Source organism: Pseudonocardia oroxyli (genome assembly GCF_900102195.1).
Taxonomy (GTDB): Bacteria; Actinomycetota; Actinomycetes; order Mycobacteriales; family Pseudonocardiaceae; genus Pseudonocardia; species Pseudonocardia oroxyli.
Map to the genome: position 1 here is coordinate 1 of NZ_FNBE01000022.1, position 14911 is coordinate 14911.

Sequence of the window (14911 nt, forward strand, 5' to 3'; positions counted from 1 at the left end):
GCAGGCCCGCGGCCTCGGCCGCGCGCACCATCTCCAGGGCCGCCCGGTCCTTCACCGAACCGCCGGGGTTCAGGTACTCCAGCTTGACCAGGACCTGCGCCGCCAGGCCCGCGGTCAGGCGCCGCAACCGGACCAGCGGGGTGTTCCCCACCAGGTCGAGGACGCTCTCATGGCTCACGCCGGGCCCAGCTCGAGGTGCTCGCGCAAGGTGGTCCCCTCGTACTCGGTGCGGTAGACCCCGCGGTCCTGCAGCTCGGGGACCAGCCGCTCGACGACGTCCGTGAGCGCCTGGGGAACAAGGTAGGGCAGCAGGTTGAAGCCGTCCACCACGCGCTCCCGGACGTAGCGGGCCCAGACGTCCGCGACCTGCCCCGGGGTGCCGACGAAGGGCGGGCGAGACGAGCTGACCTCGATGGCCAGCTCCCGGATCGACAGGTTCTCGGCCGCCGCGCGCTGTCGCCACCGGTCGATGAGCGCGCGCTTGCCGGTGCGCCGCTCGATCGAGATCGTGCCGCGGGAGGGATCCAGCTCGGCGTCCGTCGGCTCGATGTCCGGCAGCGGGCCGTCCGGGTCGTAGGCGGACAGGTCCGTGCCCCAGTACTGCTCGAAGTACGACAGGGCGCGCGGCCCGGTGACCTGCTCGCGCCGCACCCAGGCCGCCTTCTCCTCGGCCTCGGCGGGGGTGTCGCCGAGCACGACGGACGCGCCGGGGAGGATCCGCAGCGAGTCCGGTGCACGGTCGTGGCGGGCCAGCCGGGCCCGCAGGTCGGCGGCGTAGGCGGCGGCCGGTTCGACCGCGGTGTGCGCCGAGAACACGACGTCCGCGTGTCGGGCGGCCAGCTCCCGTCCGCCTTCGGAGTCCCCGGCCTGGAACAGCACCGGCCTGCCCTGCCTGCTCGCGGGCACGGTCGGGGTCGCGGTGAACTCGACCAGGTCGGTGCCCCGTTCCACGGTCTCGATCGCGCCGGGCCGGGACCAGCTCTTGGCCCGGCCCTCGTCGGCGGGCTCCCAGTCCGGTTCCCAGCCCGCCCAGAGCGCCTTGGCGGCCTCGACGAACTGCGTGGCGCGCTCGTAGCGCCGGTCGTGCGGGAGCCACCCGCCGTGTCGGAAGTTCTCCCCGGTCCACGCGTTGTCGGTGGTGACGATGTTCCAGCCGGCGCGGCCGTCGGACAGCAGATCGAGGGCGGCGAGCCGGCGCGCGAGGTCCGCCGGGTAGTTGTAGGTCGTGTTCTGGGTGGCGACCAGCCCGATCCGCTCGGTGGCGCCCGCGAGGGCGGCGAGCTGCGTGATGGCGTCCGGTCGCCCGGCGACGTCGAGGTCGTGGACCCGGCCCCGGTTCTCCCGCACCCGCAGGCCCTCGCCGAGGAAGAACGCGTCGAACAGGCCGCGCTCGAGCAGCCGGGCGAGGTCGACGAAGGTCTCGATCGCCATCTGCGGGGCCGACCGCGGGTCCGCCCACAGCGTCTGCGGCCCGACGCCGGTGAAGAAGACTCCCAGATGGAGGCGACGCTGCTGGATGCGGCTCATCGGACACTCGCGGCGAAGCGGTTGACGGGACGGGGCAACCCGAGGGACTCCCGCAGGGTCCGCCCCGGCGAGCGGCGCAGGGCGGCGAGAGCGGGCAGCACCCGGTCGGCGAGGATCGGCAGGTCCACGGCCTGCACGGCGGGATGGAACCGGACCCCGTCGACCACTCCGGCCAGCTCGCGCAGCAGGGTGACCAGCGCGTCCGCGGACCCCACGTGCCGCAGCGCACCGCTCGGTTCCCAGACCGTGTCCGCGTCGAGGGCGGCGAGGCGGTCGACGGCCGGCTCCTCGGCGTCGAGCACCACCTCCACCTCGACGAACCGCAACGGGGAGTCCGCCGCCGCGAGGTCCGCACGGACGAGCGAGACGTCCGCGAGCCCGCCGAGCCCGAGCCGCGCGTCGGCCAGCACGACGAGCTGCCCCTGCGGGGGCCGCGGGGTGATCAGCGGGCCGCGGACGGTGAACCGCGCACCGACGGCGTCGACGTGGTGCACCCGGTCCGGGTCGAGGTAGCGGCCGGTGGCGACGTCCTTGATGACGGCGTCGTCCTCCCAGGAGTCCCAGAGCGCGCGGGCGGTGTCGACCACGTCCCGGGTCTCTCGGTCCAGGTCCGCGGGCGCGAGCGGGGTGGCGCCGATCGTCGCGGCCGCGGCGGGATCGTTCGCCGTGCCCACCACCCAGCCGCCGCGCCCGTGGGTGGCGTGGTCGAGCGCCGCGAGCTGGGTGGCCAGGTGGAACGGTTCGGTGGTCGCCACCTGCAGGGTCGGGGCGAGCCCGATCCGGGACGTGGTGGTGGCGACGAACGCGGCCCGGGTGCCCGCCTCCAGCCGGCCCGCGGCGTCGAGCCCGGAGCTCGGGGGCACGGGCGAGTCGGCGAAGGTGGCCAGCACGAAGCCGGCCTGCTCCGCGCCGTGGACCGCGGCGCGCACCGCGGCACCGCCGAGCACCGCGCCGGGTGGGCGCCCGGAGTGCCGCCAGGCGGCGGGGTGGGCGCCGTCGCCGTCGAGCTCGACGGCGAGGGACAGGCGGGGTGACGGGGTCACGGAACCTCCGGGTGCGTGGGTCGAGCGCCACCCGCTCGGCTCATCGGAGCCGCGGGATGCGGCTCAGTGCCGAGCGGGCCACGGCCAGGTGCTGGGCGACCTCGGCGGCGATCAGGTCGCTGGGGGCTGCGGCGCCGGTGGCCCGCAGCGAACGGTTGCGGTCGACGAGTGCCTCCAGCGACTCGAGGAGCTGGTCCCCGATCTCGGTGAGGCGGTCGTCCGGGGTGGGCGGAAGGGACGAGAGTGACGGCAGGACGGACATGGCTTCCCCTGAGGTGATGGTCGGGACGGGCGGTGCGGGCCGCGGTCACCGACAGAGGGACGCCTCGGTACGGCAGAAGTCCACGTGCCGTCGCCTCGTCCACGACCCCACCCCGGGACGAGTGCACGGACCGGACACCGAAGACCCCCATCGTTCCCGGCAGGAGCACCCTGCAGGGGTCTGCGGGTTGCTGCGGCGTCGACGAGCCGGGTCTCTCGGCCGCTCAGGATGGCTGTTGACCACCACTAGACCCGCGCCCCGACCGGGTGTCAAGAGCATGAACGCTCATGTTCCGTGCGGCGGGACGCGCCGCCGAAAGTCCGGACACGAACGCCGCCCGACCCCTCACCCGGGGCCTCAGGTCAGCGCGGCCACGAGATAGGCCGCGGCGAGCCCGACGGCGAGGAGCCCGAGCAGGATGCGCAGGGCCTTCTCGGGCACCCGGGGTTGGAGCCGCGCGCCGAGGTAGCCGCCGAGCAGTCCCCCGACACCGCAGAGGATGCCGATCGCCCACTCGGGGGCGACGGGGCCGGTGCTCACCAGCGACAGGACACCGTAGGTCGCGACGCCCGCGACCGAGGTGACGAACGTGGAGGCGAGCGCGGCCGGGGCGACGGCCGCGAGGGGCAGCCCCAGTCCGACGAGGACGGGGCCGAGCAGCGATCCGCCGCCGATGCCGTAGATCCCGCCGACGACGCCGACGACGAACCCGAGCGCCGTGATCGTCGCGCGGGCGGGCCCGGCCGTCGTCTCCGGGGCCGGCGGGCGGGGCCGCCGCAGGACGAGCCAGAGCCCGAGCGGCCCGAGCAGGCAGGCCGCGAGGATCCGGAAGACCGCCTCTCCGGGGGTCGCGTAGACGCGCAGGACGCTGCCCACGATCACGCCGGGGACGGTGCCGACGAGCAGCCGTGAGGTCAGGGGGCCGCCCAGGCTGCCGGTGCGGTGGTGTCGCACCAGTGCGCCGGGCGTCGCGACGACGTTGAACAGGAGGTTCGTGGGGGTGACGGCGGGGCTCGGAACGCCGAGCACGTCGAGGTGGATCGGCAGCAGGAACACCGCTCCGGAGACACCGACCGGAGTGGTCACGATCGCAACCACGAACCCGGCGGCCAGCGCCGAGAGACCTGCCTCCAGGGGGTTCACGCGCGGATCGTGCCCGGTGACGCCCGTGCCTGTCATGCCCGCGCGCGGGCGCCAGGGTCGGGCGCCGGCGTCTGTGCTCTGACTCACATCACCACCACGTCCGGGCCGGGCGATGCTGGAGGGAGACGACGTCTCGAGGAGGTTCGGATGCCCGGTCCGGGAGCCCTCCTCGTCGCGCGCCGGTGGCTCGACGGGCTCGGCTCGCCGCCCGGCCACTGTCGTCCCTGATCACGGCCCCGCACCGCCACCGATCAGGAGACCCATGTCCGAGCACCTGCACCTCGGCGTCGCGCTCGACGGCGCCGGCTGGCACCCCGCCGCCTGGCGCGAGCCCGGCGCCCGACCGAGCGCGCTGTTCACCCCCGGCTACTGGGCCGGGCTGGCCCGCACCGCCGAGCGCGGCGGGCTGGACCTGCTGACCATCGAGGACAGCCTGGCGCTGCAGACCCACGACGCGTTCCGGTCCGACGACCGCACCGACGAGGTCCGTGGCAGGCTCGACGCGCTGCTGACCGCCTCCCTGCTCGCGCCGCTGACCAGCCGGATCGGCCTGGTCCCGACGGTCACCGTCACCCACACCGAGCCCTTCCACGTCTCGAAGGGCATCGCGACGCTGGACCACACCTCGCTCGGCCGGGCCGGGTGGCAGGTCAAGGTGTCCGGGCGGCCCGCGGAGGCCGAGCACGTCGGACGCCGGGAGATCCGCCCGGTCGCGCAGGCGGACCTCGTCGGGGACGGGCTCCCGCCGCAGTTCGTGGAGCTGTTCGACGAGGCCGCGGACGTGGTCGAGGTGGTGCGCAGGCTCTGGGACAGCTGGGAGGACGACGCCGAGATCCGGGACGTCGCGACCCGGCGGTTCCTCGACCGCGACAAGGTGCACGCCGTGGACTTCGAGGGCCGGTTCTTCCGGGTCCGCGGCCCGTCGATCGTGCCGCGCCCGCCGCAGGGTCAGCCGGTGGTGACCGCGCTGGCCCACCGTCGCGAGCCCTACGAGCTGGCCGCCCGCGGCGCCGACCTGGTGTTCGTCACGCCGGGGTACGCGGGGCCTGCGGAGCAGGTCCTGGCCGACGTCGCGGCGGCGGCCGAGCGGGTGGGGCGGACCGGGGAGCCGCTGCAGGTGTGGGCGGACCTGGTGGTCTTCCTCGACACCCCGACCGAGTCCGGTGCGCGGCGGAAGGCCCGGCTCGAGGAGGTCTCCGGCGCGGAGTACACCTCGGACACCACGGTGTTCGCCGGCTCCGCCGCCGAAGCCGCGGACCTGATCGGCTCCTGGCACGCGCTCGGCTACCACGGCGTGCGGCTGCGGCCCGCCGTCGCGGTGGACGACCTCGCCGCGATCACCGGCGACCTGGTCCCGGAGCTGCGCGGGCGAGGGCTCTTCCGGCCGGACGAGCAGGCGGGGAGCCTGCGGGCCCGACTCGGGCTGCCGACCGTCGTCCCCAATCGCTACGCCGCCGTCTGAGAGGCGCCCCCATGTCGCGCAAGCAGGTCATCCTCGGCGCCTACCTGGGCGGGGTGAACCACCACACCGCGTGGTGGCACCCCGAGGCGGGCAGCCAGATCGACTTCTCCTCCTTCGAACACACCGCCCGCACCGCCGAGCGCGGCCGCTTCGACTTCTTCTTCCTGGCCGAGGGCCTGGCCCTGCGCGAACGCGACGGGCGGGTGTTCGACCAGGACATCGTCGGCAGACCCGACACCCTGCCGGTGCTCGCCTCGCTCGCCGCCGTGACCACCCACCTCGGGCTCGCCGGGACGATCAACGCCACCTTCAACGAGCCCTACGAGCTGGCCCGCCAGCTCGCCAGCCTGGACCACCTCTCGGGCGGGCGGGCGGCGTGGAACGTGGTCACCTCGTTCGACGCCTTCACCGGGCAGAACTTCCGCCGCGGCGGCTTCCTCGACCGCTCCCAGCGCTACGAGCGCGCCGCCGAGATGATCGACGCCGTCCGCACGCTCTGGGACTCCTGGGACGCCGACGATCTCGCCGCCGACGCCGCCGCGGGCCGGTTCCTGGCCAGGCCGGACGCCGGCGCGTTCGACGTGAAGGGCAACCAGTTCGCCATCCGCGGCCGGTTCACGGTGCCGCGCAGCCCGCAGGGCCGCCCCGTGATCCTGCAGGCGGGCGTGTCACCGGAGGGCCGGGACTTCGCCGCCTCCCGCTCCGACGCGATCTTCTCCCCCTACGGCTCGCTGCCCGAGGCCGCGGAGTTCTACCGGGACGTCAAGGCGCGCGCCGTGACGTTCGGCCGCAGCCCGGACGACATCAAGATCCTGCCGTCGGCGAGCTTCGTGCTCGGCGACACCGAGGCCGAGGCGCAGGAGCTCTACCGCGAGGTGCGCAATCAGCAGGTCACCGGCAAGACCGCGCTGATCCTGCTCGAGCAGATCTGGAACCGGGACCTGTCCGGCTACGACCCGGAGGGCCCGCTCCCGGACGTCGACCCGCTGCCGGACGCGCCGCCCTTCATCCAGGGCCGCGCGCTGGTGCAGCAGGACCGGGTCGGCACCGTCGCCCGGTGGCGGGAGATCGCCGAGGCCAAGAAGCTGAACCTGCGCGAGCTCGTCCTCGACCAGTTCGAGCGCGGCCCGTTCGTCGGCACGCCGTCCCAGGTCGCCGAGAAGATCGACTCGTTCGTGCAGGCGGACGGCGCCGATGGCGTCATCATCGGCTCCCACCTCGTCCCCACCGGGCTGGACGAGTTCGTCGACCGGGTCGTGCCGCTGCTGCAGGAGCGGGGCTCGCTGCGGTCGGAGTACACGGGCACCACCCTGCGGGACAACCTCGGGCTGCCCCCGCTGCCCGCCAACCCCGGAAAGGCCGTGAGCTGAGCGATGGAGACCTGGGACGCGATCCGCGCACGACGCAACGTCCGCGGCTACACGAGCGAGCCGGTGGCCCCCGAGCACCTCGACCGGATCCTGGAGGCGGGGTGGCGCGCCCCGTCGGCGTCGAACCGGCAACACTGGGACTTCGTGCTGGTCACCGACCCCGCGCAGCTGCGCGAGCTCGCCACCGTCTGGCGGGGCGCACGGCACATCGCGGACGCGCCGGCCGCGATCGCGCTGGTCGTCCCCGAGCCCGCGGACGACCGGACCCGCGTCGTCGACCAGTACGACCTCGGACAGGCCACCTTCGCGATCCTGCTGGCCGCGGCGGACCTCGGCCTGGGCACCGGGCACTCCTCGGTGGGGGAACAGGACAAGGCGCGGGCGATCCTCGGCGTGCCGGACACCCACGAGGTGTCCTACCTGATCGGCGTCGGGCACCCGGCGGACCGGCCGCTGCGCCCGCTCGCGAAACCCGATCGGCGCCCGTTCGACGAGGTCGTGCACCGTGGCCGTTGGTGAGCGGACCCGGTGGGCGCACACCTACGCCGACGCGGTCCCGGCGCTGTCCGTGCCGTGGCCGGCGGTGGCGTTCCCGCAGCCGCGGCTGCTCGTGTGGAACGACGATCTCCGCATCGACCCCCTCGACCTGACGACGCTGGTGGGCGCGGGGGCGGACACCCGCGCGCTGGTCTACTCCGGACACCAGTGGGGCGTGTACAAGCCGCGGCTGGGCGACGGGCGGGCGCTGCTGCTCGGCGAGCTGCCCGACGGCCGCGACCTGCACCTGAAGGGGACCGGGCCCACCCCGTTCTCGCGCGGTCTCGACGGCCGGGCGGCCGTCGGTCCGATGCTGCGCGAGTACCTGTTCGGTGAGGCCATGCACGCGCTGGGCATCCCGACGACGCGGGCCCTCGCCGTCGTCGCCACCGGGGAGCGGATCGAGCGGGACGGCCGGGAGCTGCCGGGCGCGGTGCTCACCCGCGTCGCCGCCAGCCACCTGCGGGTCGGGACGTTCCAGTACGCGGCCGCCACCGAGCCCGGATCGCTGCGCGCCCTCGCCGACCACGCGATCGCCCGCCACTTCCCGGATGCCGCCGGGTCACCGCGGCCCTACCGGGAGCTGTTCCGCCGGGTCGTCGACGCCCAGGCCGCGCTGGTGGCGCGCTGGATGCTCGTCGGCTTCGTGCACGGCGTGATGAGCACCGACAACACCACGATCTCCGGCGAGACCATCGACTACGGGCCGTGTGCGTTCATGGACGCCGTCGACCCGGCCACCGTGTTCAGCTCGCTCGACACGACGGGCCGCTACGCCTACGCGGCGCAACCGGAGATCCTGCGGTGGAACCTCGCGCGCCTCGCCGAGAGCCTCCGCCCGCTCGACGAGGTCGAGGACCTGCTGGACGAGGTCCCGCGCGCCTACGCGCGGTACTGGGCGCAGGGCATGGCGGCGAAGCTGGGGGTGTCCACACCGGACGCCGCACTCGCGACCGACCTGATGGCGCTGCTGCACGCACAGCACGTCGACTTCACGACGTTCTTCCGCGCGCTCGCGGCGGGCACGGCCCGGGACCTGTTCCCGGACCGGGCGGCGTTCGACGCCTGGGCGGCCCGCCGCGCGCCCCTCGTCACCGCGGACCGGGCGGCGATGGACCGGGTCAACCCGCTCTACGTCCCTCGCAACCACATCACCGACGCCGTGCTCGCGGCCGCGGAACAGGGCGATCTCGCCCCCCTCCACCGGCTGCTCGCCGCAGTCCGCGAGCCCTACGTCGAGCGGCCCGGCCTGGCCGACCTCACCCGCCCCGGCACGGGCCCGCACGTCACCTACTGCGGAACCTGATCCACGGGCTCGCCGCGCCGCGTCAGGCGCCCCACGCCTTCGCGAGCAGCTCGTAGCTGCGGACCCGGTCGGTGTGCTCGGTGGTGATCGTGGTGAGAACGAGCTCGTCCGCGCCGGTGGCCCGGGCGAGGGTCTCCAGGCGCTCGGTCACCGTCGCGGGCGACCCGACGAACTGGGTGTCCACCCGGTCCCGCACCGCGGCCCGTTCCTCCTCGGTCCACGCCCGCGCCTGCGCCTCCTGCGGGGTGACGTAGGGGTGGGCGCCGCGCCCGCTGCGGATGTCGAGGACCCACTGGCCGTAGGGCGCGGCCAGCTCGCGGGCCCGGTCGTCGTCGTCCGCCACGACGACGTCCGCCGAGACCAGCACGTGGGGCGCGGCGATGCGGCCGGGCCGGAACGCCGCCCGGTAGGCCGCCACCGCGTCGAGCGTCGCGCTGGGCGAGGTGTGGTAGTTGGCCGCGAACGGCAGCCCGAGCTCCCCCGCCACCTGCGCGCTCACCCCCGGGCTCGCGCCCAGGACCAGCACCTCGACGTCCGCCCCCTGCGCCGGGGTGACCTCGAGCGGGCGACCGTCGGGGTGGACCGAGGTGCCGTCGAAGTAGGACAGCACCTCCCGCACCTGGGCGCGGTAGTCCGGCGGGGTGTCGTCCGCGCTGAAACCCAGCAGCCTGCCGAACGTCCCGAACAGCGACAGGTCCCCGAGGAACCGTGCGGGCGGCGGCACCAGCAGCCCGTCGACCACGCGGGCGGGCGGGGACGGTGGGCGCGCGGCTCCGAGCTCGCCCCGGCCCCGCCGGATCAGGGTCAGCAGCGTGTGCAGGTCGAACCGGCCCAGCCCGACGTCGATCCGGCCGGGGGTACACGGCCCCGACCGTCCCGAACTGCTCGGCCACCGACAGCGGGGCGGTGTTCGGCAGCTGGACCGCCCCGGACCCGACCCGGATCCGCTCGGTCGCCGCGGCTATCAACGCCACCAGCACCGGCGTGGACGACGAGGCGACGCCCGGATTGAGGTGGTGCTCGGCCACCCAGTAGCGGCGGTACCCGGACCGCTCCGCCACCTGGGCCAGGTCGATCGAGTGGCGCAGCCCGTCCCCCGCCGTGCCACCGGCGGGCACCGGGGACAGGTCGAGGACGGACAGCGGTGGACGCGGAGACGCTCCGGACTGCACGACAGCTCCCATCGTTCCCTAGAAGAACCCGGTGATCGGCGGCTCCTCCCCCGCCAGCAGCCAGCCACCGACGACGGCGGCCTTGTGGGCGCGGGGATTGTGGTTGGCGATCGTGCGGGCGTTGCGCCAGTGCCGGTCCAGGTTGTGCGAGCGCTGGGCGGTCGAGGCGCCGCCGACGTCGAACAACCGCTCGGCGACCGCGAGGGTGGCCTCCGTGGCCACGTAGTGGGCCTGGGAGACTTCGAGGCTCGCCGCGCGCAGCCGGTCCTCCTCCCCCGGGTCCGCGGCGGCGGGATCCGCCTCGGCCGCCGCGACGGCCTCCGCCGCCCGCAGCACCGCGGCCTCGGCGCCGTACGCCCGGGCGGCCATGTCCCCCACCGACTCGCGCACGTAGGGGTCCTCCAGCGACGACGCGACGCCGGCGTGCTTGATCGGGCGGGCCTTGCGACGGGCGTACTCCACCGCGTCCGCCACGGCGTTGCGGGCGATTCCCACCTGCACCGCGGCCAGGTAGAGCTGGAAGAACGGCGAGACCTTCGGCCGCTTGCCCGTCGACTTGTGCGAGGGCAGGAACTCGTCGGCGAACACCTCCACGTCCCGGAACAGGGTGGACCCGCTGGCGGTGAGGCGCTGGCCGATCCCGTCCCAGTCGTCGAGCCGCTCGACGCCCGCCCGGTCGGCGGGCACCACGAAGGAGACGAACTCGTCCGCCTCGTCCAGCGCGGTCACCGAGATCAGCTCCGCGAACAGGGTGCCGGTCGTGTAGAACTTGTCGCCCGTGACCCGCCAGCGATCGCCGTCTCGCCGCAGCCGCGTGCGCATGACCCCCTGCGGTGCCCCGATCTCCCCCGACGCCGCGCCCACCAGCGCGCCGCCGAGGATCGGGGGGAACCAGCGGGTGCGCGCCGTCGGGTCCGGGCTGCGCCGCAGGTTCTCCACGAAGGCGAGGTGCGAGCGCAGCCCCTGCGCGACGTTGGGGTCGGCCTCGGCGAGGTCGATCAGGAACCGGAACAGCTCGACCAGCCCGCCGTCGGGCCCGCCGTGGCTCGCGGGCACCCGCCAGGTGCCCAGGCCCGCGGCCGCGAACTCGGCCACCTGCGCGTAGGGCATGGTGCGGTCCGCCTCGCGCTGCGCGGCGCCCTCGGCGATCCGAGGGAGGACCGCCGCCGCAGCCGCCTGCAGGTCGGCGAGGGTGCGGGGACCCGAGTGACCCCGTGAGTGGCGATGGTCGCCAGGGCGACTCTCGCCACTCACGGCTCGGTCGGCGAGGGTCACGGCGCGTCCGTCGGCAGCTCGGCGGCACGCCAGCCGGCGAAGCCGCCCTCGATGTGCGAGACGTTCGGGTACCCGAGCCGGGCGATGCGTTCGGCGACGGGGCCCGAGCCGCGCTCGGACGAGCAGAAGACGATGACCCGCTTGGCCGGGTCGGCGGCGACGTCGAGGCGCTCGGCGGAGTCCCGGCCGAAGGTGCGGTCGAGCCGGTTGCGGTCGACCACGGTGGCCGCCGGCACGACGCCGTGCTCCTCACGGGCGGCCGCGCCGCGGATGTCGATGAGGTAGGCCTCGTCGCGCGCGACGAGCTCCGCGGCCTCGGCCGGGCTGAGCAGGGTGGCTCGGGCGTTGAGCATGGCTCTCTCCTTCTCGGGCGGACACTCAGGCGGACACGCGGTACGCCGCCGGGACGGCGAGTCCGAAGTGGTCGCGCAGGGTCGAGCCCTCGTACTCGGTGCGGAACAGGCCCCGCCGCTGCAGCACCGGCACGACCTGCTCCACGAAGTCCCGGGTGCCGCGCGGGTGCAGCGGGACCAGGACGTTGAAGCCGTCGGCCGCTCCGGCGCGGTACCAGGCCTCCAGCTCGTCCGCGATCTGCTCGCCGGTGCCGGCGACCACCCAGTGGATGACGCCGAGGCTCTTGACCAGGACCTCGGCCAGCTGCCGCAGCGAGAGGCCCTCCTGCTCGGTCCAGGTGCGCAGGCGGATGGTGCGGCTGGTGCCCGCCTTGCGTTCGGGCAGCTCGTCGAAGGGCAGCGGGGCGTCCGGGTCGAACCGCGACAGGTCCGCCCCCAGCTCCACCCCGAGCCGGGCGATCGGGTCCTCCTCGAGGCGGGCGAGCTCCTCCAGCTCGGCCTCCAGGGCCTTGGCCTCGGCCTCGGTCGCGGCGACGTAGGGCACGATCCCGGGCAGGATCTTGATCGAGTCCGGCGACCGGCCCAGCGCGACGGCCCGGGCCTTGACGTCGCGCAGGAACTCGATCCCGTTCGGGATGGTGGACGAGCCGGTGTAGACGGCCTCGGCGTGCGTCGCGGCCATGTGCCTGCCCGCGGGCGAGGCCCCGGCCTGCACGATGACCGGCCTGCCCTGCGGCGAGGGCCGCCACGGGGGTGTCCCCTCGACCGCGAACCGGGTGCCGCGCCGGCGCTCCCCGGCCCAGAGTGCGTAGAGGGTGTGGACGAACTCCGAGGCCCGCTCGTAGCGCAGCTCCGGCTCCGGGTGGGTCTCGTACCCGAAGTTGCGGGCGATCTTGTCCCCCGCCGAGGTGACGACGTTGATCCCGGCGCGGCCACCCGAGAGCAGGTCCAGGGAGGCGAACCGCTCCGCCACCTCGTACGGCTCGTGGTAGGTCGTGGTCACGGTGCCGATCAGCCCGATGTGCGAGGTCCGGGCGGCCAGCGCGCTGAGCTGCGCGAGCGGTTCCAGCGACTGGACGAGGGGTTCCCGGTTGCCGAAGACCGCGGGGCTGTCGGCGAGGAAGACCGCGTCGAACCGGCCCTCCTCCGCGGTCCGGACGATGTCGGCGAAGTAGTCCGCGTCCAGCACCCGCTCCGGGGTCGACGACGCGTGTCGCCAGCCGGCCCGGTGGAAGCCGACCTCACGCAGGTTCAGGTTGAGGTGCATCATGCGAACGCTCCGAACTCGACGCGGTCGGCGGGCCCCTCGGCCGAGCGGTCCCGCGGGCGGGCGAGGCCGAGCCGGTCCCGGAAGGTGTTCCTCCCCGCGCCGCCGACGGCGGGCACCACCGGCGCGGTCGGGACGGGGCGTCCCCCGAGGGCGGGGAGCACGTCGGCGGCGACGCGGTCGAGCCCGGCGCGGTCCAGCTCCAGCCGGAAGCCGGCGAACCCGGCCTCGACCAGGGCGGACAGCTCGGCCGCGGTCGGCGCGGCGTCGGCGGGGAGGGCGAGCACCGGTCGAAGGCGCGCGGGCGCGCGCGCCGCGAGCTCGGCGAGCAGCCCGCGCGCGCCCTCGACGGTCGGCGCGCCGAGGACCGCGAGATCGGCGTGCGCCACGGCCAGGTCCAGGGTCTGTGCGTCGACCACCTCGACGGCCAGGACCGGGTGGCCCTGCGGCGAGCGCGGGACGTCGAGCGGGCCGTGGACCCGGAACTCCGGTCCCGTCCAGCGCGTCTCGCGGATCTTCGCCTCGTCGACGTAGACGCCGTGCTCGCGGTCGGCGGGGATCGCGTCGTCGTCCCAGCTGTCCCAGAGCCGCGGCAGCAGGTCCAGGTACTCGGCCGCCCGGGCCGCCCGGCGCGGGGGCGCCGGGGCCGCGCCACCGTGCAGGTCGGCGAACGCGGGCGGGTCGGTCGCGACGAGCCGCCAGCCCGCCCGGCCCCGCGAGAGGTGGTCGAGCGTGGCCAGGTAGCGGGCCACGTTGTACGGCGCGGCGTAGGCCGGGCTGACGTCCGCGACGAGACCGAGCGTCGTGGTGCGCACGGCGAGCGCGGACAGCAGGGTCGTCGGCTCGAGGGCACGGCCGAGTGGGAAGCCCAGCGCGTCGAACCCGGCCGCCTCGGCGGCGCGGGCGTACTCGGTCAGCTCCGCGAGGGTGTCCCCCTCCGCGGGGACCGCTTCCAGGTACACCGTCTCGTCGAACGGCGTCTCGAACGTCATGTCGGTCTCCTCAGGCGGCGACGGGGTGCGGGACGGCGAGGCCGAAGTGCCCGCGCAGGGTCGTGGTGGCGTAGCGGTCGCGGAACAGCCCGCGGCGGCGGAGCTCGGGGACGACCTGCTCGGTGAAGTCCCGCAGCCCGGTCGGGTGCAGCGGGACCAGCACGTTGAAGCCGTCGGCGGCCCCGCCGCGGTACCAGTGCTCGAGCTGGTCGGCGATCTGCCGCCCGGTGCCGGCGATGGTCCAGTGGACGTTGTTGAGGCTGCGCTCCGCACGCTCGGCGAGCTCGCGGATGGTCGGCCGCTCGCGCTCGGCGATGGTGCGGAGCCGGGTGAAGCGGCTGACCGCGCCCCGGAACTCCGCGACGGACGGCAGGGCGTCCAGTGGCACGGGCCCGTCCGGGTCGTAGGGGGCGAGATCGAGCCCGAGCAGCTCGCCGAGCCGCGGGATCGGGTCGACCGCGCGGACGGCGAGCCGCTCCAGCTCGGTCTCGGTGTCCCGCGCCTCCCGCTCGGTCCGCCCGACGTAGGGGATCAGGCCGGGCAGGATCTTCACCCCGCCTGCCGGGCGGCCGGAGCGCGCGGCCCGCGCGAGGACGTCCGCCCGGAACGCCGCCCCATCCTCGACGGTGGACGATCCGGTGTAGACGGCCTCGGCGTAGCGCCCGGCCAGGTCCCGGCCCCGGTCCGACGCGCCGGCCTGCACGATCACCGGATGCCCCTGCGGGGAGACGCCGGGCGCCCAGGCGCGCAGCAGCGTGTCGAGGAAGTCCGCGGCGCGGGCGTAGCGGTCGGCGTGGGCGGGGTGGGCGTCGGCGCCGAAGTTGCGGGCCACCTCGTCCCCCGCGTTGGTCACGACGTTGACGCCCAGGCGCCCGCCCGAGAGCCGGTCCAGCGACGCGAGCCGATGAGCCGCGAGCTGCGCGTCGGTGTAGGTCGCCGAGAGCGTGCCGATCAGCCCGATGTGCGTGGTCGCCGCGGCCGCCGCCGACAGCAGGGCGAACGGCTCCAGGGGCTGGGCCAGCGGCGGGTCGCGGTGGACCGGGGTGTCGGCGAGGAAGACGGCGTCGAACGCCGCGTCCTCGCAGGTCCGGACGAGGTCGGTGAGGAAGTCGACGTCGGTCACCGCGTGCGGCCGCGCCGAGGGGTGCTGCCAGGCCGCGCGGTGGAAGCCGCGGGCCCGCAGGTTGAGGTTCAGGTGCATG

At 75.0% G+C, this 14911-nt stretch carries 14 protein-coding genes, 1 pseudogene and 1 riboswitch; of the genes and pseudogenes, 4 read left to right on the forward strand and 11 right to left on the reverse strand.

Features of this window, described 5'->3' with window-relative positions:
- The 5 genes from BLS43_RS26515 to BLS43_RS26535 all read right to left on the reverse strand — a co-directional run.
- A partial coding sequence (locus tag BLS43_RS26515; protein ID WP_143030234.1) for a pyridoxal-phosphate dependent enzyme occupies positions 1–178 on the reverse strand: 178 nt, incomplete at its 3' end.
- Entirely contained in the window at positions 175–1527 is a 1353-nt protein-coding gene (locus BLS43_RS26520) for an NtaA/DmoA family FMN-dependent monooxygenase (protein ID WP_093089443.1), read from the reverse strand. The genes BLS43_RS26520 and BLS43_RS26515, both read right to left, overlap by 4 nt.
- Positions 1524–2570: an LLM class flavin-dependent oxidoreductase gene (locus BLS43_RS26525; RefSeq protein WP_093089444.1), complete on the reverse strand. Its 1047-nt coding sequence runs from the start codon at positions 2568–2570 to the stop codon at positions 1524–1526. Before BLS43_RS26525 ends, BLS43_RS26520 begins: the two co-directional genes overlap by 4 nt.
- A 40-nt stretch (positions 2571–2610) precedes the next feature.
- Positions 2611–2832, reverse strand: a complete 222-nt coding sequence (locus BLS43_RS26530; RefSeq protein ID WP_093089445.1) for a hypothetical protein — start codon at positions 2830–2832, stop codon at positions 2611–2613.
- 144 nt (positions 2833–2976) lie between these two features.
- Positions 2977–3067: riboswitch (SAM riboswitch) on the reverse strand.
- Positions 3068–3189: 122 nt separating this feature from the next.
- Positions 3190–3975, reverse strand: a complete 786-nt coding sequence (locus BLS43_RS26535) for a sulfite exporter TauE/SafE family protein (RefSeq protein WP_245707849.1) — start codon at positions 3973–3975, stop codon at positions 3190–3192.
- Positions 3976–4237: 262 nt separating this feature from the next.
- Between BLS43_RS26535 and BLS43_RS26540 the strand changes: the two genes are divergently transcribed.
- The 4 genes from BLS43_RS26540 to BLS43_RS26555 are packed head-to-tail and all read left to right on the forward strand — an operon-like array spanning position 4238 to position 8650.
- Positions 4238–5437, forward strand: coding sequence for an LLM class flavin-dependent oxidoreductase (locus BLS43_RS26540; protein WP_093089447.1), 1200 nt, complete (start codon positions 4238–4240; stop codon positions 5435–5437).
- Between the two features lie 11 nt (positions 5438–5448).
- A complete protein-coding gene (locus BLS43_RS26545) occupies positions 5449–6807 on the forward strand; it encodes an NtaA/DmoA family FMN-dependent monooxygenase (protein WP_093089448.1) in 1359 nt (452 codons plus the stop codon).
- Between the two features lie 3 nt (positions 6808–6810).
- On the forward strand, positions 6811–7326 hold the full coding sequence (locus BLS43_RS26550) for a nitroreductase family protein (RefSeq protein ID WP_093089449.1): 516 nt from the start codon (positions 6811–6813) through the stop codon (positions 7324–7326).
- Positions 7313–8650: a protein adenylyltransferase SelO gene (locus tag BLS43_RS26555; protein WP_093089450.1), complete on the forward strand. Its 1338-nt coding sequence runs from the start codon at positions 7313–7315 to the stop codon at positions 8648–8650. Before BLS43_RS26550 ends, BLS43_RS26555 begins: the two co-directional genes overlap by 14 nt.
- A gap of 22 nt (positions 8651–8672) precedes the next feature.
- Here BLS43_RS26555 and BLS43_RS26560 read toward each other — a convergent pair.
- From BLS43_RS26560 to BLS43_RS26585, 6 genes and pseudogenes are all read right to left on the reverse strand, one after another.
- Positions 8673–9834: pseudogene (locus BLS43_RS26560) on the reverse strand (LLM class flavin-dependent oxidoreductase).
- Positions 9835–9840: 6 nt separating this feature from the next.
- A complete protein-coding gene (locus BLS43_RS26565; RefSeq protein ID WP_143030235.1) occupies positions 9841–11076 on the reverse strand; it encodes an acyl-CoA dehydrogenase family protein in 1236 nt (411 codons plus the stop codon).
- A gap of 17 nt (positions 11077–11093) precedes the next feature.
- Positions 11094–11450: a rhodanese-like domain-containing protein gene (locus BLS43_RS26570; RefSeq protein WP_093089451.1), complete on the reverse strand. Its 357-nt coding sequence runs from the start codon at positions 11448–11450 to the stop codon at positions 11094–11096.
- 25 nt (positions 11451–11475) lie between these two features.
- Positions 11476–12720, reverse strand: coding sequence for an LLM class flavin-dependent oxidoreductase (locus BLS43_RS26575; RefSeq protein ID WP_093089452.1), 1245 nt, complete (start codon positions 12718–12720; stop codon positions 11476–11478).
- On the reverse strand, positions 12717–13709 hold the full coding sequence (locus BLS43_RS26580; protein WP_093089453.1) for an LLM class flavin-dependent oxidoreductase: 993 nt from the start codon (positions 13707–13709) through the stop codon (positions 12717–12719). The genes BLS43_RS26575 and BLS43_RS26580 overlap by 4 nt, the downstream gene beginning before the upstream one ends.
- Positions 13710–13719: 10 nt before the next feature.
- Entirely contained in the window at positions 13720–14910 is a 1191-nt protein-coding gene (locus tag BLS43_RS26585) for an LLM class flavin-dependent oxidoreductase (protein WP_093089454.1), read from the reverse strand.
- Position 14911 lies beyond the last annotated feature (1 nt).

Bases quoted from the DNA above. Each gene is read 5' to 3' on its own strand.
- BLS43_RS26520 (WP_093089443.1), bottom strand. From the start codon at position 1,527: ATGAGCCGCATCCAGCAGCGTCGCCTCCATCTGGGAGTCTTCTTCACC.
- BLS43_RS26530 (WP_093089445.1), bottom strand. From the start codon at position 2,832: ATGTCCGTCCTGCCGTCACTCTCGTCCCTTCCGCCCACCCCGGACGAC.
- BLS43_RS26540 (WP_093089447.1), top strand. From the start codon at position 4,238: ATGTCCGAGCACCTGCACCTCGGCGTCGCGCTCGACGGCGCCGGCTGG.
- BLS43_RS26545 (WP_093089448.1), top strand. From the start codon at position 5,449: ATGTCGCGCAAGCAGGTCATCCTCGGCGCCTACCTGGGCGGGGTGAAC.
- BLS43_RS26550 (WP_093089449.1), top strand. From the start codon at position 6,811: ATGGAGACCTGGGACGCGATCCGCGCACGACGCAACGTCCGCGGCTAC.
- BLS43_RS26570 (WP_093089451.1), bottom strand. From the start codon at position 11,450: ATGCTCAACGCCCGAGCCACCCTGCTCAGCCCGGCCGAGGCCGCGGAG.
- BLS43_RS26575 (WP_093089452.1), bottom strand. From the start codon at position 12,720: ATGATGCACCTCAACCTGAACCTGCGTGAGGTCGGCTTCCACCGGGCC.
- BLS43_RS26580 (WP_093089453.1), bottom strand. From the start codon at position 13,709: ATGACGTTCGAGACGCCGTTCGACGAGACGGTGTACCTGGAAGCGGTC.
- BLS43_RS26585 (WP_093089454.1), bottom strand. From the start codon at position 14,910: ATGCACCTGAACCTCAACCTGCGGGCCCGCGGCTTCCACCGCGCGGCC.